The sequence below is a fragment of the Pandoraea pulmonicola genome, assembly GCF_000815105.2.
Lineage (GTDB): Bacteria > Pseudomonadota > Gammaproteobacteria > Burkholderiales > Burkholderiaceae > Pandoraea > Pandoraea pulmonicola.
Genome location: NZ_CP010310.2, coordinates 2,036,629 through 2,053,340 on the forward strand (window position 1 = coordinate 2,036,629; position 16,712 = coordinate 2,053,340).

Below are 16,712 nucleotides of genomic sequence, written 5' to 3' on the forward strand. Positions count from 1 at the left end.
GTGTGTGCGGCGAAGGGTTGGGCCCACACGACCAGGACAATGGAGGGCTGTGCGGATATCACGCCTGGGCGGCGGAACGAGCAGACTGAGTTCATTGGAACGGGCGTTCCACGCATGGGGCGATGTTCAACGACCCGCCGCAGCGCGCCGTTTACGTGTCTTTTTTTCGACAACCAACGATAACCAGCGACAACGACGCAGAAATGAAAAACGGGCCCGAAGGCCCGTCTTTACTAGGTTTTTGACCGTCTTTCGTTGTCGTCGACGGTCGGTGTTTTGGTGGAGCCGGCGGGGATCGAACCCGCGTCCGCAAGTACTCTACGACCAGTTCTACATACTTAGTTCAGTCATTTGATTTAACCGTTTTGTCGCGGACGAACACGCTACGCAACGGCGATCCACTTGATTTTCGGCCCCGGCGTCATGGCACCACCGGAGATTATCTGACGTAAATGACCTCGCCTGGTATTGCTACCCTAGCCCGTCAGAGAGCTAGTGCGAGGGAGGCGCCCTTAGGCAGCCAGCTGGTAACGAGAGTCGTTAGCAGTTACTTAATTTCCCATTGATTAACGAGGTGACGGGTCCTCGGTATGCCCTGAATCGCTTCGCTACCCACGTCGAAACCATGTCGGCCCCGTGGAATTGCTGATTATGACACAAATGCCTCACTTGAGTGCGAAGTCCACCCGCGTCGTCGCCCCCTTGTCCTTGATGCCGTCCGCATTGAGTTTCGGCGCCACCACGAACAAGCGGTCCGACGCAATCTTGTCGTCCAGCCACGAGCGCACCCGCTGCGCACGGCGCTCGGCCAGCGCACGCAGATCGTCGTCGCCGACCTTGACGTTGGTCTCCATGAGCTTTTCCATCTCGTCGTCCGGCAGCGACTTGGTGAACCCGATCATGTTGCGCGGTTTCGCGAAGTCCGCCGCCTTGTATGCGGCCGTCAGGTACTTGCTGCGCTCCTCCGGCGTCACCTTCACGCTGTCCACGTCGATACTCTCGCCCTTGCCGACCATCGCTTTCACCTTCTGCGCCTTGATCGCACGCTCGACCGCCACCTGACGCAGCCCGTCGGTGTCCTTGGACGGATCCACACGGCCCACGATGTCGAGCTTGAGCGACGGACGGTCGTTCAGCGCCTTGACCAACGTCTCGAGACGCTTCTCGTCGCCCGGCATCAACCGCGCGCTGCCCGGTGCGAATTCCACGTAACCCAGTTCCTCGTCCTCGCCGCCGCCAAACGCCGACGCCAGCAGGCTGAACGGCGCGGTCACCGCCCTGACGACCAAATTGATCACCGCGCGGAAAATCACGCCGCCCAGACTGAACTGGGGATCGTCGAGCGAGCCGGAAACCGGAATGTTCACATCGATCTCGCCGCGCGAATTCTTCAGCAACGACACCGCCAGCCGCACCGGCAGGTTGGTTGCCGTCGGGCTGTCCACGTGGTCGCCGAACGTCAACTGGTCGATGAAGATGTGGTTGTTCGCCGTGAGCTTCGCGTGGTCGAGCAGGTAATGCACGTCGACCGTGAGCTTGCCTTTTTCGATGGGGTAGCCGGTGTACTTTGTCGAATAAGGGGTGAAGTTGGTCAGCTCGATGCCGTTGGCCTTTGCGCTCAGGTCGACGAACGCCATCGGCGCGAGCGGATTGATCTTGCCGTTGATGTCGATCGGTGCGTTGCGGTTGACCTTGCCTTGCAGCGCCACGTCAGCCGGTTCCGTCGTGGCCGTGCCGAACGCGCTGACGCGCCCACCGATACCCGTCAGATTGGCCGTGTAGTTCGGCTTCACGAAGTTGTCCGTGAAGTTGATGTTGCCGCCTTGCAGCGTGATCCGGCCAACGTGCACGTCCGCCGGCAGTGCCTTGCCCGTGCCGTAGCTCGGGCCGCGCTGCACGGTCGTCTCACCTGGCTTTTGCTCCTTCTTCTCGACTTCCGTCGGCTGCCCGGCTTCGACGGCCGAGGCTGCGGCGTCCAGCGGCGGCCTGACGGGCGAACCGTCGAGCGACACGCCGTCGTTGGCGCGCGTGAGCGAGCGCGGGGCTTCCTGCTTGTTGCCGATCACGTCGGCCAGGTTCAGACGCCCGTTCGCATTCACGATGATCCGCGCATAGAAACGCGACAGCGCAATGCTGCCCAACTGCACGTTCGGTCTGCCGCTGCCGATGGCCATGTTGATCTGCTGCACCGACAGCGCGTTCCAGCGCACGAAGTCGTCCGCCGTCACCTTGTCGAGCAGTCGCACATTGCCGAGAGTGGCGTCGCCTCGATAGGTGGCCTGCGGCGTGTCGCCCTTCATCGCGAAGGTCGCGCGGCCGCTGCTCGAGAGCAGGGCGCTCGCGATGCTCGCATTCAGTTCGTCGCTCATGTACGAATCGAAGGCGGCCAGATCGAGCTGCTGCGTCTTGATCTGCAGATCACCCGAGAGCGGCTGCGGGATGAGGTTGCCCGTGGCGTTCAGCGAGCCCTTCCTGTTGAGCGTGCCGGTCACTTCCAGCTGCAACGGCTTGCCCATGTCCTGCGATGCACCTTGCACCTTCACGTTGAGCGGCGCGAATTTCGCGTTGATCGGACGGCCTTTGACGGCGCGATCTTCAAACCCGATGCTGGCGTTCTCGATCGCCACCTTGCCGACCTTCCACTGCCAGTCGCCCGCGGCTTGTGCCTTCGATGCTTCGGATGCCTTGGCCGAGGTACGGCGACCTCGCTCGGTACCGACGCGAGCGTTGACGTCGCCGCGCCTGCGGTCCGACGCCTTCGCGTGACCATCGCCGGCGAGTGCGAGCAGGTTGATGGCGCCGTCCTTGTCGCGCCGCGCGGATACGTCGAGACCGGTGACCGAAAGTTCGTCGAGTTCGGCCTTGCGCGCCCCAAGATCGAAGTGCGATAGCTTCGCTTCGGCCTTGGCGAGCTTGAGCGGGGCGTCGCCCTTGCGGCCGGTGAGCCATTCGACCTTCTCGAGCGTCGCGCGCGCCGGTTCGATCTGTACGTTCGGCTGTTTGTCGGGAGCGAAGGCGGCGTTGAACTTGGCCTGCACGCCGAGGGTGCCGCTCTTGAGGTCGCCGGCGAGTGCCCCTTGCGCGAACGGCAGCAGCGGGGCGAGGGCGATGGACTGCGCGTCCAGCTCTCCGCTTGCGTTGTAGGCCGGCAGGCTGAATTGGCCGTGCGCCTTGATGGAGCCGCCGCTCTGGATGCCAATCGATGCGTCGTACGTGGCGGGCGTCTTGCCCAGCGTCGAGAACTGCTTCACGCCGACGGCGATGTTCTCCAGCGAGACGCTCGCCGGCTTTGCGCCGCGCTCATCGGTCAAGTGAACCTTGCTGTTGACGAGTGAGACGTCGCCCACCAACAGGTCGAGCGGCGCAGGCTGCGCAGCGGCGAGCGCCTTGACCTGTTCGGCCTCGGCGGCCGAAGCCGGCGTGGCCGGGCGCGCCGTCTGCTCGGCGGGCACCTTTGGCGCCGCTTTCGCGGCTTCGCTGGCCTTGGGCGATGCGGCCGCCTGATTGACGGCCTTGCCCACGGCCTTGATGGCTGGGCGCTCCGGCAGCAACGCACGCACGACATTGATCGAGCCGTCTTTCTCCAGCACGATGCGCTGGTCGAGACCGTCGACGCGCACGCTGTCGATGTGATAGACGTTGCCCAGCGGCTCGACCTTGCCCAGCTTCACGTCGACCTGCTTGAGCGAGACGAGCGGCGAGCCGTCCGCCTCGTTCACGACCGCATCGGTGAGCCCCGCCGTGCCGGTGAGCAGGACGTGCGCACCTTGCTTGTCGCGGGTGAAGTGCAGCTTCAGATCGGTGCTGATGGCAGCGCTCTTGATCTGTGCCGGCACCGTGACCGGCGAGTATCCGAGGTACTTCGGCACGTCGAGCCGATCGAGCTTGATGTCCACGGTCGATTCGAGCGAATCGGCAAACGGCTTCGTCTGGCCCGAGATATGCAGCGGCGAGCCGTCGATGGACGCTTGCAGCAGCGGCTGCACGAAGATGTTGGTGTCGGCCGGCAGATTGGCAATGAACGGCACGCCGACCTGCAGGTGGTCGACGACGTGCTTCTCGTTCTGCACGGTATCGTCGAAACGGATCGAGCCGTCTTTGATATGAACGTTGTTCAGCGCAAAGCGGGCAGGTTTCGACGGCTCGGGCGACGGTGGTCCGGACGTCGCGCGATCGATGATGTCCGAGAAGTTGAAGCGTTGCGGCGCCGTGCGCACGATGTTGACGACCGGCGTTTCCAGATAGAGCTCGTCGACGACGGGCGCCAGGCGGAACAACGAACTCCACGACGCGTTCACGCGCAGCAGGCCGACGTCCACGAACGGGTGGCCGGGCGTCTTGTCGCCGATATGAACCTGACGCAGGTCGAGGCGCAGCGTGTACGGATTGAAGCTGACGTCGCCAACGGTCACAGGCCGTTCCAGATAGGCGGAGAGCTTGTCGACGGCATAGTGCTTGAGCACCGCCGGCACCGTGAAATAGCTGACGACGCCGAACACGGCGATGACACCGATCGTCCAAAGACCGGTCTTGCGCGCCCGGCGGCGCACGTTGGGGTCGCGGCCCATCGCTTGCGCGCGGGCAAGACCCTGCTGCAGGCGGGCGCCGCCTGGGGAGGAATTTGAAGTCGGTTTGCGATCGTTCGCTTGCTCGGCCATGCGGTCCCCCGTAAGCAGCCAGTGAAGCACGCGCCGCGCCAGAGGGGCGCGGCGGGACAGACCCGGGACCGGCCGTAACGGCAGCGGCCCTGTCCCGGCAGGTGACGAAGCGGCGTCAGGCCGGCGACATCACCAGCGGGGCGATCGCGCCCGCGCGTTCGACGATCGCATCGGCCTGCCACTGAGCAGGCGCGAGCGTATCGCCGCAATAACCGTATGCGGCTGCGACGGTCGCCATCCCCGCCGCTTTGCCCGCCTGAACGTCGCGCAGGTCGTCGCCCACGTACACGATGTCGGCGGGGGCCACACCGATGCGCTCCGCTGCGTACAGCAAGGGCGCAGGGTGCGGCTTGCTATGCGGCGTCGTGTCACCCGAGACCACGCAGGCTGCGCTGTCGGCGAGGCCGAGCAGCTTGACGAGCGGGTTGGTGAGGCGAGCTGCCTTGTTCGTGACGATGCCCCAGGGCATGCCCCGCTCGGCGAGTTCGGCGAGCAGTGCCGGGATGCCGTCGAACAGACGACTCTGCACGCACAAGGCGGCTTCGTAGTTGGCGAGGAAGGCGTCGCGCAGTTCGGGAAACGCGGCGTCGTCCGGCGTGACGCCGAACGCGCTGCCGATGAGGCCGCGTGCGCCGTGCGACGCCTGCAGGCGCAACGTTTCGTACGGGCCTGGCGGGAGGCCGCGATCCGTACGTACCTTGTTGACCGCGGCGACGAGATCGGGCGCTGTATCGGCCAGCGTGCCGTCCAGATCGAACAGCACGGCGCGCACCCGGCCGCCCAGCAGGCGCGGAGGAGTGACCTGGACGGTGGAAAGGACTCGGGCGGGGGGCTCGAACATATCAGGCATCGCGTGTGCACGCGATCATATAGTTGACGTCGGTATCGCGATTGATCGCGTAGCGCTTGGTAAGCGGGTTGTACGTCAAGCCGCGCAGATCGCGGATCGTCAAGCCGCTGGCGCGGGCGAACGACGCGAGTTCGGACGGGCGGATGAACTTGGTGTAGTCATGCGTGCCGCGCGGCAGCATGCGCAGCACGTACTCGGCGCCGACGACGGCCAGCAGCCATGCCTTCGGATTGCGGTTGATGGTCGAGAAGAACACGTGGCCGCCCGGTTTGACGAGCGTGGCGCAGGCCGCCACGATCGATGCCGGCGACGGCACGTGTTCGAGCATCTCCATGCAGGTCACCACGTCGTAGGTGCCGGCGTCGCGCGCGGCGAGCGCCTCGGCGGATATCTCTTCATACTCGATGGACAGGCCGGCTTCAAGGCTGTGCAAGTCGGCTACGCCGAGTGCCTTTTTCGACAGATCGATCCCTTTGACACGTGCGCCCTGACGCGCCATGGACTCGGAGAGAATGCCGCCGCCGCAGCCGATGTCCAGCACGCGCTTGCCTTGCAGCGGTACGTGCTGCTCGATCCAGTCGAGGCGGAGCGGGTTGATCTCGTGCAGCGGTTTGAATTCGCTGTGCGGATCCCACCAGCGGTGGGCCAATTCACTGAATTTATTGAGTTCTTGGGGGTCGGCGTTCATCACTTGCTCATGGACATTGACGGCTTTCGGCAGGCGGGCCGTCGCGCGGCAGCGCGAGCCCGTTGACCGGGAGGATCGGCAGGCGCCGTCGAGATGGGGGAAGTATAACGAAGGGAGTGTGCCCATGTCCAAAGCGCGCCCATCTGACGCGGCGTAGCGACGAATGCACTGCCGGGATTGCCGTGATCGAAACGAGCGTTTGGAATATCGATTGCCGAGGGCGCGCCACCGACGCGACCATGGCGCGAGCATGGCGGGTAGCCATCGGTACGATGGCAAGGTATTGATCAGGCAGGGAAAATGGCGACTGCGAGCCCTACGTAGATGCGACACACTCGGGAAGCATTCCCTCGCATGAGCGGGACGCCATTTCGTATGTCGCGGCCCGGCGTGCCGGGCAGGACTGGTGGCGGCACAGTGCGGCAGCCGTCGCTGCCGCCGCCGTGAACCTCTGGCCGTTTTGGATCGGACTCCCGAGGGAGGCGCCATGACGCAACCCACGGCGCCGGACAATGCCGGCCCTGAGCCTGGCCGTCCACGCCCACCCGGCTGGCAACGCCGCTGGCGTTGGCTCGCGTTTTTCGTCCTTGTCGTCGTTCTTGTGGCCGCCGCGCTGCTGATCTGGCGCGGGGCCGTGCATCGCGCCCCGCCGCCGGATGCGGCCCAGCCTCCGATCGCTGTGGTGTTCACCGTCGTCGCCGCACGTGACCTGCCGCGCTACGTCGTGCAGGCTACGACGTCCGTGACCGTTCGGGCACGCGTCGACGGACAGATCGAGCGGGTGACGTTCTCCGAGGGGCGCGACGTGAAGGCCGGCGATCTGCTCGTGCAGATCGACCCGAGGCCGCTGCGCGCGCAACTCGATCGGGCGAGTGTCTGGTTCCGGGATCGAAAGGCGAGGCAGGCCCAATCGCCGGACTGAGCGCCTGCCTCCATGAGCTGCCGCCAGACGTTGTGGAGTCCGACGGCTGCCCGAGCGGATGCCGCCACTCAGGATGCGGCCGGCAGGTACGCGAGCACGGCACGCGGGTCGTGATAGCCGAGCCCGAGTGCGTCGGCTACGCCGCGATTCGTCACCATCCCACGTGCCACGTTGAGTCCGGCGAGCAAGTGCGGATCGGCGCGCATTGCGGCCACAGGTCCCTGGTCGGCAAGTTGCAGGATGAACGGCAGCGTTACGTTGTTGAGTGCCGAGGTCGACGTGCGAGGCACCCCACCAGGCATGTTGGCGACGCAGTAGTGAACCACGCCGTCGACGATGTAGACGGGGTCGGCGTGCGTCGTCGGATGCGACGTTTCACAACATCCGCCCTGGTCGATGGCGACGTCGACGATCACTGCCCCCTTGCGCATCAGCCCGAGCATGGCGCGCGTAATGAGCTTCGGTGCGGCGGCGCCTGGAATCAGTACGCCGCCGATGACGAGGTCTGCTTCGCGCAAGTGAGTTTCGATGGCGTGCTGCGTCGAGTAGACGGTTTGCACACGTCCACCGAACTGTGCGCTGAGGCGGCGCAACGCTTCGACCGACTTGTCGATGACCGTAACTTGCGCACCTATTCCAACGGCGACGGTTGCCGCATTGGTGCCGACGACGCCTCCGCCGAGGACGACGACTTTGCCGGCTTCGACACCAGGCACCCCGGAGAGCAACAGGCCCAGCCCACCGTGCGTCTTTTCCAGCGCAGTTGCGCCGGCCTGGATCGACATGCGGCCTGCGACTTCCGACATGGGGGCGAGGAGCGGTAGCCCGCCGGTGGCGGACGTCACCGTTTCGTACGCGATACACGTGGCGCCGCTCTTGATCAGATCGTGAGTTTGCTCGGGGTCCGGGGCGAGATGAAGATACGTAAACAGCGTGTGATGCGGCCGTAGCCGGGCGCGCTCGACGGCCTGGGGCTCCTTGACCTTGACGATGAGCTCGGCGCGATCGAAGACATCGACGGCATTGGCGGCAATGCGAGCCCCGGCGGCAGCGTAGACCGAGTCGTCCATGCCGATGCCCGCGCCGGCTTGCGTCTCGACCCACACCTCGTGCCCGCGTGCCACCACTTCGCGTACGGCTGCGGGCGTCATGCCTACGCGATATTCGTGGTTCTTTATCTCCTTGGGGATACCGATTTTCATGATGCGTCTCCTGTTTTCAGTGTCACGGCGAGAAATCCCGGCGCGTCCTCCGACGTAATGGACAGCCCAAACAAGAACGGCACCCGAAGGTGCCGTTTTCAACATCAGGCGAAGGCTGGTTGGGCCTGCGCATCGGGCGCGCCGCTGTAACGCGCTACGGAAAGGTCATCGGCAAGAATCGCGGGTCGGCGACCCGACATCAGGTCGGCCAGCAACTGACCGGAGCCGCACGACATCGTCCAGCCCAGCGTCCCGTGTCCGGTGTTCAGGAACAGATTGCGCAGTGCGGTGGCGCCGACGATCGGCGTGCCGTCCGGCGTCATGGGGCGCAGCCCCGTCCAGAACGACGCTTCGGCCGTGTTGCCCGCGCCCGGATACAGATCGTTCACGACCATTTCCAGCGTGGCGCGACGTGCCGCCTTGAGCGACTTGTCGTAACCCACCACTTCGGCCATACCGCCGACGCGGATGCGGTCGTCAAAGCGCGTGACCGCGATCTTGTAGGTTTCGTCCAGTACGGTCGAGACAGGCGCCCGCTGCGCGTCGACGATGGGAACGGTGATCGAGTAGCCCTTGAGCGGATACACCGGAATGTCGACGATGCCTTTCAGGAACGGCGTGGAGTAGGAGCCGAGCGCGACGACGTACGCGTCCGCACGTTGCATTGAACCGGCGCACACTACGCCTTCGATCTTGTCGCCCGCCACTTGCAGGCCGTCGATCGGCATGTCGTAGAGGAACTTCACACCAAGCGTCTCGGCCATGGCGGCCAGACGCGTAGTGAACAACTGGCAGTCGCCGGTCTCGTCGTTCGGCAGGCGAAGACCGCCCGTGAGCTTGTGCGATACGGCGGCGAGCGCCGGCTCCGCGCTGGCGAGCGACGCGCTGTCGAGCAACTCGAACGGAACACCCGCCTCTTCGAGAACGGCAATGTCGCGTGCGGCGTTGGCCAGTTGCTCTTCCGTACGGAAGAGCTGCAAGGTGCCGGCCTGGCGTCCTTCGTATGGGATACCCGTTTCCGCACGCAGGGCGCGGAAACAGTCGCGACTGTACTCGGCAATCCGCACCATGCGTTCCTTATTGACGGCGTATCGCTCGGGCGTGCAATTGCGCAGCATCTGGTAGAGCCACTTGAGTTGCGTGAGCGTGCCGTCCGGCCGGATGGCGAGCGGGGCATGCTTCTGGAACAGCCACTTGATGGCTTTTGTCGGAATGCCCGGGGCGGCCCACGGCGAAGCGTAACCTGGCGAAATCTGGCCGGCGTTGCCAAAGCTCGTCTCGAGCGCCGGACCCGCCTGGCGATCGAGCACAGTGACGTCGTGCCCGGCCTTTGCCAGATAGTAGGCGCTGGTGACGCCGATGACGCCACTCCCGAGAACGATGACCTTCATTGCGTTGACTCCTGTAAAACCATAGTTATCCAGTAATAATTCGCATGCTATTCTCGGTTAACTAGATTTAGTTAATGTATATCTCCTGAATTCAGGAAAAAATCATGAGAGTTCAACAGCAATCGATCCGGACGCTGGACCGGCTCGACCGGCGCATCCTCACATTGCTTCAGCAGGACGGACGGATGTCGATGAAGGACCTCTCGGAGCAGGTTGGCCTGTCGATCACCCCGTGCATCGAGCGCGTCAAGCGCATGGAGCGCGATGGCGTGATCATGGGATATTTCGCCCGGGTAAATCCCGCGGCATTGGGGGCGGCGCTGCTCGTGTTCGTCGAGATCACGCTGGACCACAAGTCGGGCAACATGTTCGACCAGTTCCGGCGCGAAGTGCTGCGCATACCTGAGGTGATGGAGTGCCACCTGATCTCGGGCGATTTCGACTATCTGATCAAGGCGCGTATTCGCGAGATGTCCGAGTATCGGAAACTGCTCGGCGACATCCTTTTGCAACTGCCGGGCGCTGTGCAGTCGAAGAGCTATGTCGTGATGGAGGAGATCAAGGAGACGCTGACGATTTACGTCGAGGAGTGAGGCGGGGCAGGGATGGCGTGGTGCCACTGCACCGCTTCGGCGCGAATATGGTTTTTGATGCCGGCTCCTGATGCGATTCGCCAGAAGCGTCAGAAGAGCGGCAACTGCGGATTGGCGGTTCCCGTTGGATCGCTGGAATCCAATGTTCCTCTTGGCGACGTCCGGTCGCGCGCTGGCTTACCGCCATTGCTGCCAGTCCTGGGCGGTGAGTCCGGCGCCGGGACCTTGAATTGATCGTTGCGCAGCGGCGGGCGCGCCTGGTTGAGTCCAAGCTTGCGCGCCGCCAGATGGAAGCGTTGCCGAATCAACTCGGCATGTAGACCCGTCCCCTTCATGCGGGTACCGAATTCCGAACTGTTGTGTTTGCCGTCCCGCACCTGCTCGATCAGGCTCATCACGTGGCGTGCTCGGAGCGGGTAGTGCTCTTCCAGCCACGTCACGAAAACGTCGTGAACCTCGAGAGGGAGCCGTAGCATCACGTAGGCGGCGTAGGTCGCACCCGCTTCGGCGGCGGTGGTTAACACGCGCTCGATATCAAAGTCGGTGAACGCGGGCACGATCGGCGCCACGATCACTCCGGTCGGAATCCCCGCACTGGTCAGCTTGCGAATGGCTTCTATACGGCGGGCCGGGGTGTTCGCGCGAGGTTCCATCTTACGGGCGATGTCCGCGTCGAGCGTTCCCACGGAGATGAACACACGCACCAGTCCCCGTTCGGCCATGCGCGACAGAATGTCGACGTCGCGTGTGACCAGCGCGGATTTCGTGGTGATGCCAACCGGGTGCCCGAAGCGCTCCAGCACTTCGAGCACGCTACGTGTGATGCGGTATTCCCGTTCGATAGGCTGGTATGGATCGGTGTTGGCGCCCAGTGCGAGAAGCGCGGGTTGATAACCACGTTTGCGCAGTTCTGCGTCCAGCCGTTCGGCCGCATTGTGCTTGGCGTAGAGCCGCGTTTCGAAGTCGAGCCCGGGGGACAGACCGAGATAGGCATGGGTCGGGCGCGCAAAGCAATAGGTGCAACCGTGTTCGCAGCCACGGTAGGGGTTGATCGAGCGGTCGAACGGAATGTCCGCCGACGTGTTGCGCGAAATGATCGTGCGCGCATTCTCCAGTGCGACCTGCGTGACGAATTTGACCTCGCATTCCTGGGCCATGTCCGATTCGTGGCGCGTTTCATCGCTTTCTCGGCGCCAGGCCGAAAAGCGTGACTCCAGATTGGCAGTAGCGCCTCGGCCCTTGCGCGACGGGGGCGGCGCGAACGAGGAAGCCATGGCTCGTCTCCTTGAAAGCAGTCCGGACACCGGCAACGGGTGTCCGCAGGGAATGCTCGTCATTATACTGTGTTTTTGTACAGTATTTCGACGGAGGCAATCATGTACGGCGACAAATGGACGAGTGTGGCGGGTGGGGCGAACACGGCCTGGCCGCTGAATGAGGCGAATAGCGTCGGGGACGACCGTGGCTGGCGGGGATGGCCGGCTGTCTGGATGTGGTGGAACTACGCAGCGTTATGCACTGCCGCCTGCTTTGGGCGGCGCGGTTGGGGGCAGGTAGGGGGCGATGGTTCTGGCGATGGCGTTGAGTGCAGCGTGGTCGGCGTTCGGACGTTGGCGGGCCAGATGGATCGCTCGAAGCGTCAGGAGCGAGTACAGCGTCGCGTGGTTTCCGCCCATGACCGCCAGCGCTTCCGTATGTCGAGCCACGATGCCGGCGTCGCCGCGCGACACCGGACCGGCGAGGGCGCCCGGCAGTCCGCGCTCGCGAGCCGCGTCAAGGGTGCCCATCACGAGCGGCCATATGGCGGCTTGTGCGTCGGCCTCCGGCATGCCGACCGCACGCCAGAGCGTCGTCGCTTCGTCGAGCAGGCAGAGCAGAAAACTGGCGGCGTAGTTGGCGCCGGCGTGGTAACGCATGCGTTCGCCAGCAGGAATCGACAGGGCGCGGCATCCCATGTCGCGGGCCAGTGCCTGCAGCGTGCGGTTCAGCGGCGCGTCCGCTTCGATCGTGATGGCGCAACCGGACATGCGCTCGGCGTCGTTGTCCAGCCCGGCAAACAGAAAGAGCGGGTGGAACCCCCCGATCTGGGCGCCGTGGCTCGCCGCCGGTGCGAGCAGAGCGACCTCGGACGCGCCACTGCAATGCACCAGCGCTTGTCCGGCTTTCGGGGACAGGGCGGTGGCGCAGATGGCGATGGCGTCGTCGGGAACCGTCAGAAACACCAGATCGGCATGGTCGAAGACCGCATTCATGTCCCGCGGCCGTTCAACTGGCATCGGTTCGCACTCGCGCAGCGCTGTCGCGATGCGTTGCGCGGCGTGGAGTTGCCGGCTAGCGACAACTGTCACCCGATAGCCGGCGCGCGATGCCGCAGCGGCCATGGCCCGAGCGACGCGGCCCGCGCCAATGAAGCCGAGCGTCGGCTTGAGAGAGGGGGAGGATGTCGTAGTCAAGGCGAAACGTTATTGCGACAGGCGGTTGGGCGTGTCGTGCGTTTCGAAATAGGTCTGGAACGCCACGGCAAAGCCGACCATCATCAGCATGGCGCCGACAAACAGGGAGACGGCGACAATGATGACCGCCGTCCAGCCCGAACGCGACTTTTGCCGCGCGCTCGGATTGAACTGGGCGTTCCAGCGTTCGTCGGGACGAAGGCCATAGACGATGGCGGCAAGAAAGGCCGAGAACAGCGAAATGGCTCCGAGGATAGTCAGGACCCACCCGGCGGGAGAACGCAACTCACTCGTCACCAACAATCCCCATCCGGCAATCCCGCATGCCGAGCCCACGATATGAGCCCAGCCAAAACGATCGCGCAGACCGTAAAGATAGAAGCGGTGCAGTCCGATCGTGCCGAACAGCATGGCCAGTCCAGCGGTCAGGGTCTTGGATTTATAGGCGACTGCGTTCATCGGGGCGCGTTATCGGGAAGGTGTTTCTCGAATGACTTCGACGAGCGTCCAGCGCATGCTCGAAGCGTCGGCGGGCGGATTTTCCATCGGTTCACCGTGGATTTTCACGCGGTATTCTACGCCGGGCTTCCACTCGAAGCCATCGATGTGGGCGTACCAGAGTTCCCACTGCGTTTTGCCCGAGTCATCCGCGTTGCGTACGCGCAGACACTTGCGCTTGGCCACGCCTGCGCAATCCGCCATCTTCGAGTCGACGTCCAGGATCCGGTCTTCCGTTTTTTGGTTTCCGGTGGCGCCGGCAATGGTGCGATTGAGCAGCGTTTGCGACGCGTAAGTCAGTGTTTCGCCGTCGGTCGTGCGAAGCGTCAATTGCGTATCGCGGCGCTCGAAACGCGTGACGCGAGGCAGCGTTTTCAGATAACGGTCTTCGAACGCCATCGAATCCGGACATGCCATGCGCGTTGCGGCAGGCGCCTGCAGACTCACTTGTCCGTTGCCCGGACCGATCTTGTACTGACCAAAGATCCGATTGCAGCCACCGGTGCCGGAGAAGGCGTTCTTGTCGTTGAATGTCAGATTGATCGTGCGACCTTCCGGCAGGGGCGGAACGTCGCTGGCACCCTCCCACTTCACCAACTGCCAGGTGCCGAGAATATCGGCCGGCGCATTGGCCGTGGCCGATGCGTCAGGCGAGGCGGATTGATTGTCCCCCCCGCCGGACGGTGCTGCGCAACCGGCCAGCATGGCTGCCGGGACGATCAAGGCCGCCAGATAGGAAGCGAACGACGAAGGCAGGAACGAGAGTCGACGTTGAGTCATGATGGGATTGTTTTTTGGTTGCGGAGAGGGCAGGGACGGCGAAATCATGACGACGGACGGAGGATGAAATGTCCGGATGAGGCCGTGAGTACCGTGAAGCGTTGACCGTCCGGGTTCATTGTCAGTTCCCCTTCGCACGGGGGAGGGGCGCTCGGAAGTGCAAGGGATTGGCGCCATGGTGATGTCTCACGGTCTGCGGTAGGTGATGCGGTAGATTGCGCCAGCATAGTCGTCACTGATCAACAAGGAGCCGTCCGGTAGCGTGAGGAGATCGACGGGGCGTCCCCAGACCGACTCGTCACTGCCGAGCCAGCCCTGTGCAAAGACCTCCTGTCTAGTGACGTTGCCTTTTGCGTCGAGCACGGTACGGACTACGCGATACCCGACCTTGCGGCTTCGGTTCCATGATCCATGTTCCGCGATAAAGATGCTGCCGCGATAGTCGTTCGGAAATTGCTTACCTGTATAGAAGCGCATGCCGAGCGCAGCGACATGGGCGCCGAGCTTGGTCATTGGGGGTGTGAAGGCTGCGCAGGGCTTTTCCCGGCCGAACTCCGGGTCGACGATATCGCCAGCGTGGCAATAGGGAAATCCGAAGTGTTCGCCCGGGCGGCCCAAACGATTGAGTTCGTCGTTCGGTAAGTCATCGCCGAGAAGGTCACGGCCGTTGTCGGTGAACCACAGCGCGTTGGTGCCCGGCTGCCAATCGAACCCGACGGTGTTGCGCACGCCACGGGCGACGACCCGCCAGTCACTGCCGTCCGCTTTCATGCTGCCAATTATGGCGTAGCGGTTTTCGTCGCGCTTGCAGACGTTGCAGGGCGCACCCACTCCCACATAGAGCCGCTGATCGGGGCCGAAGGCGATATATCGTCCGCCGTGGTGGCTCTCGCTCGGGAGCATGTCGTACACGACGACAGGCTTGCCCGGTTTGTCGAGCCGGTTTTCGATATCGTCAAGCTTAAGAATACGGGAGACAGCGGATATATATAGCGAGCCGTTGTGAATCGCGACGCCGATGGGCATGTTCAGATCGGACGCGATGGTGCGAACCTTCGCCGCGTAGGCGCGAGAGGGATCGAGCGTGATGGCGTAAACGTTGCCCTGTGCGCGGCTACCCACGAATAGCGTGCCTTTGGGGCCGAGCGCCATGCCGCGTGCGCCGGGGACCTGATCGGAGAGCACTTCGACGTGGAAGCCGGGCGGCAGGGAAAGGCGTTCGATGGGGAGCGCGTCCCGCGCAGTCGCAAGCGCAGGCCCGACGGCGAGACCGGTGGCAAGCACGTTTGCGGCGAGTACAGCGCCCGTCCGTTGCGCGAGGCTCCCGAGGCAGGCGCCTCGCGCGGCAAGCCGCGCTAGCCATTGCGGCCGGAAGGTGGGCTGCCATCCATCGGGAAATCGTCGCATGCAGGACTCGCTTCACACAAAGGATTGGTACATTGTAGACCAGTGACCCGCGGCCCTGGATTGCCGCGGTGCCCGCCCAGTCGTGGCCTGGCTTGACGGGCCTTGTCGATCGTTTGGCGAAGTGTTTGTTTTGACGAGGGTTTTGCGCTATAATCACGCGTTTTCTGTCCGAACACTTCTGGATTCACAAGGATTTATTATGGTCGTTATCCGCCTGGCTCGCGGCGGCGCGAAGAAGCGCCCGTTCTACAACATCGTTGCAACCGACTCGCGTAACCGCCGCGATGGCCGCTTCATCGAGCGTATTGGCTTCTACAACCCGGTCGCTGCCGAAGGCACGGAAGGTCTGCGCATCGCTCAGGACCGTCTGACGTACTGGCAAGGCGTTGGCGCCCAACTGTCGCCGACCGTGGCTCGCCTGATCAAGCAAGGCGCCAAGGCTGCTGCCTGAGCGTTTAGCAAGATACGCATTGCTATCGGTTTGCCGATGGCATAAGAATTGAACGGCGGTGCTTGCTCCCGAGCAATCTGGAGTGGGCATCGCCGTGTGTTCGTCACAACGTTGGATTGGCATGGTTCGTTCCGATCGACCCGCACGTGCGCGGTTGCCGCTGAAACTCGGGGCTGCCGGCAAGCGTGCTGAGCAGGTGCTCGCCCCGGTGTCCGAAGTGCCCGACGATCTCGTCGAACTGGGTTACATCGGCGACGCTTACGGAATTCGTGGCTGGATCAAGGTGCAGCCGCACACCGGCAAGGGCGAAGGGCTTCTGTCGGCGGATCGCTGGTATTTCCGCCGTCCCGGCGAGTCGACCTATGCGATGGCTGATGTGCTGCTTAGCCGTGGACATTCCGGAACGGTGGTCGCGCAGCTGCGCGGCAGTGGTAACCGGACGACTGCCGAGGCGCTCAAGGGTCTTCAGGTCTGGGTGCCAAGAAGTGCCTTCCCGACGGCCGGCGAAGACGAATTCTATTGGGTCGACCTGATTGGCGCCCAGGTAACGAATTTGCAGGACGAAGTACTCGGCAAGGTCGTGGGTTTGCTCGACAACGGCATTCATACCGTGTTGCGTGTCGCCTACGAAGCACCGGCGGCCGACGGCAAGCCGGCGAAGACCGCCGAGCGATTGATCCCGTTCGTCGGGCAATACGTGCAGACTGTCGATGTCGAGGCGAGGCGTATTGTGGCCGACTGGGGCCTCGATTACTGAGTTGCGCGTTGTTGCCGATTGACCGCCCGGCCGTTGCTGCGGTCGGGCACTTTTGGACGGAT

At 63.7% G+C, this 16,712-nt stretch carries 14 protein-coding genes and 1 other RNA gene; 4 read left to right on the forward strand and 11 right to left on the reverse strand.

What is annotated here, in order from left to right; all coding sequences use genetic code 11:
- Positions 1–277: 277 nt before the first annotated feature.
- The 4 genes from ssrA to ubiG all read right to left on the reverse strand — a co-directional run bounded on the left by ssrA (position 278) and on the right by ubiG (position 6,196).
- Positions 278–636: a transfer-messenger RNA gene (ssrA, locus tag RO07_RS08895) on the reverse strand.
- Between the two features lie 29 nt (positions 637–665).
- The gene (locus RO07_RS08900; protein ID WP_084072526.1) at positions 666–4,658 is read right to left on the reverse strand and encodes a DUF748 domain-containing protein; all 3,993 of its coding nucleotides are present in this window, start codon (positions 4,656–4,658) and stop codon (positions 666–668) included.
- A gap of 115 nt (positions 4,659–4,773) precedes the next feature.
- A complete protein-coding gene (gph, locus tag RO07_RS08905) occupies positions 4,774–5,499 on the reverse strand; it encodes a phosphoglycolate phosphatase (protein ID WP_084072527.1) in 726 nt (241 codons plus the stop codon).
- A gap of 1 nt (position 5,500) precedes the next feature.
- Entirely contained in the window at positions 5,501–6,196 is a 696-nt protein-coding gene (gene ubiG / locus RO07_RS08910; protein ID WP_039409941.1) for a bifunctional 2-polyprenyl-6-hydroxyphenol methylase/3-demethylubiquinol 3-O-methyltransferase UbiG, read from the reverse strand.
- 487 nt (positions 6,197–6,683) lie between these two features.
- On the opposite strand from ubiG, the gene RO07_RS26770 reads away from it, so the two are divergent.
- Complete coding sequence (locus RO07_RS26770; RefSeq protein ID WP_039409943.1) at positions 6,684–7,118, forward strand: biotin/lipoyl-binding protein; 435 nt, start codon at positions 6,684–6,686, stop codon at positions 7,116–7,118.
- 68 nt (positions 7,119–7,186) lie between these two features.
- Here the strand turns inward: RO07_RS26770 and ald are convergent, their stop codons facing one another.
- Positions 7,187–8,320, reverse strand: a complete 1,134-nt coding sequence (ald, locus tag RO07_RS08920) for an alanine dehydrogenase (RefSeq protein ID WP_039409946.1) — start codon at positions 8,318–8,320, stop codon at positions 7,187–7,189.
- Between the two features lie 104 nt (positions 8,321–8,424).
- The gene (locus RO07_RS08925; protein WP_039409949.1) at positions 8,425–9,711 is read right to left on the reverse strand and encodes a D-amino acid dehydrogenase; all 1,287 of its coding nucleotides are present in this window, start codon (positions 9,709–9,711) and stop codon (positions 8,425–8,427) included.
- A 104-nt stretch (positions 9,712–9,815) separates the two neighbouring features.
- Between RO07_RS08925 and RO07_RS08930 the strand changes: the two genes are divergently transcribed.
- Entirely contained in the window at positions 9,816–10,304 is a 489-nt protein-coding gene (locus RO07_RS08930) for an Lrp/AsnC ligand binding domain-containing protein (protein WP_039409952.1), read from the forward strand.
- Between the two features lie 89 nt (positions 10,305–10,393).
- On the opposite strand, the gene RO07_RS08935 is transcribed toward RO07_RS08930, so the two are convergent.
- From RO07_RS08935 to RO07_RS08955, 5 genes are all read right to left on the reverse strand, one after another.
- Positions 10,394–11,578, reverse strand: a complete 1,185-nt coding sequence (locus RO07_RS08935) for a PA0069 family radical SAM protein (RefSeq protein WP_237171451.1) — start codon at positions 11,576–11,578, stop codon at positions 10,394–10,396.
- Positions 11,579–11,815: 237 nt separating this feature from the next.
- Positions 11,816–12,757: a Rossmann-like and DUF2520 domain-containing protein gene (locus RO07_RS08940; RefSeq protein WP_039409955.1), complete on the reverse strand. Its 942-nt coding sequence runs from the start codon at positions 12,755–12,757 to the stop codon at positions 11,816–11,818.
- Positions 12,758–12,766: 9 nt separating this feature from the next.
- The gene (locus RO07_RS08945; RefSeq protein ID WP_039409958.1) at positions 12,767–13,216 is read right to left on the reverse strand and encodes a TM2 domain-containing protein; all 450 of its coding nucleotides are present in this window, start codon (positions 13,214–13,216) and stop codon (positions 12,767–12,769) included.
- Between the two features lie 9 nt (positions 13,217–13,225).
- Positions 13,226–14,035: an META and DUF4377 domain-containing protein gene (locus RO07_RS08950; protein WP_039409959.1), complete on the reverse strand. Its 810-nt coding sequence runs from the start codon at positions 14,033–14,035 to the stop codon at positions 13,226–13,228.
- Between the two features lie 186 nt (positions 14,036–14,221).
- Positions 14,222–15,442, reverse strand: a complete 1,221-nt coding sequence (locus tag RO07_RS08955) for a PQQ-dependent sugar dehydrogenase (protein ID WP_084072529.1) — start codon at positions 15,440–15,442, stop codon at positions 14,222–14,224.
- 199 nt (positions 15,443–15,641) lie between these two features.
- Here RO07_RS08955 and rpsP point away from each other — a divergent pair, with 199 nt between their 5' ends.
- Complete coding sequence (rpsP, locus tag RO07_RS08960) at positions 15,642–15,893, forward strand: 30S ribosomal protein S16 (protein ID WP_017234865.1); 252 nt, start codon at positions 15,642–15,644, stop codon at positions 15,891–15,893.
- A 121-nt stretch (positions 15,894–16,014) separates the two neighbouring features.
- A complete protein-coding gene (gene rimM / locus RO07_RS08965; RefSeq protein WP_039409963.1) occupies positions 16,015–16,650 on the forward strand; it encodes a ribosome maturation factor RimM in 636 nt (211 codons plus the stop codon).
- Positions 16,651–16,712: the final 62 nt, after the last annotated feature.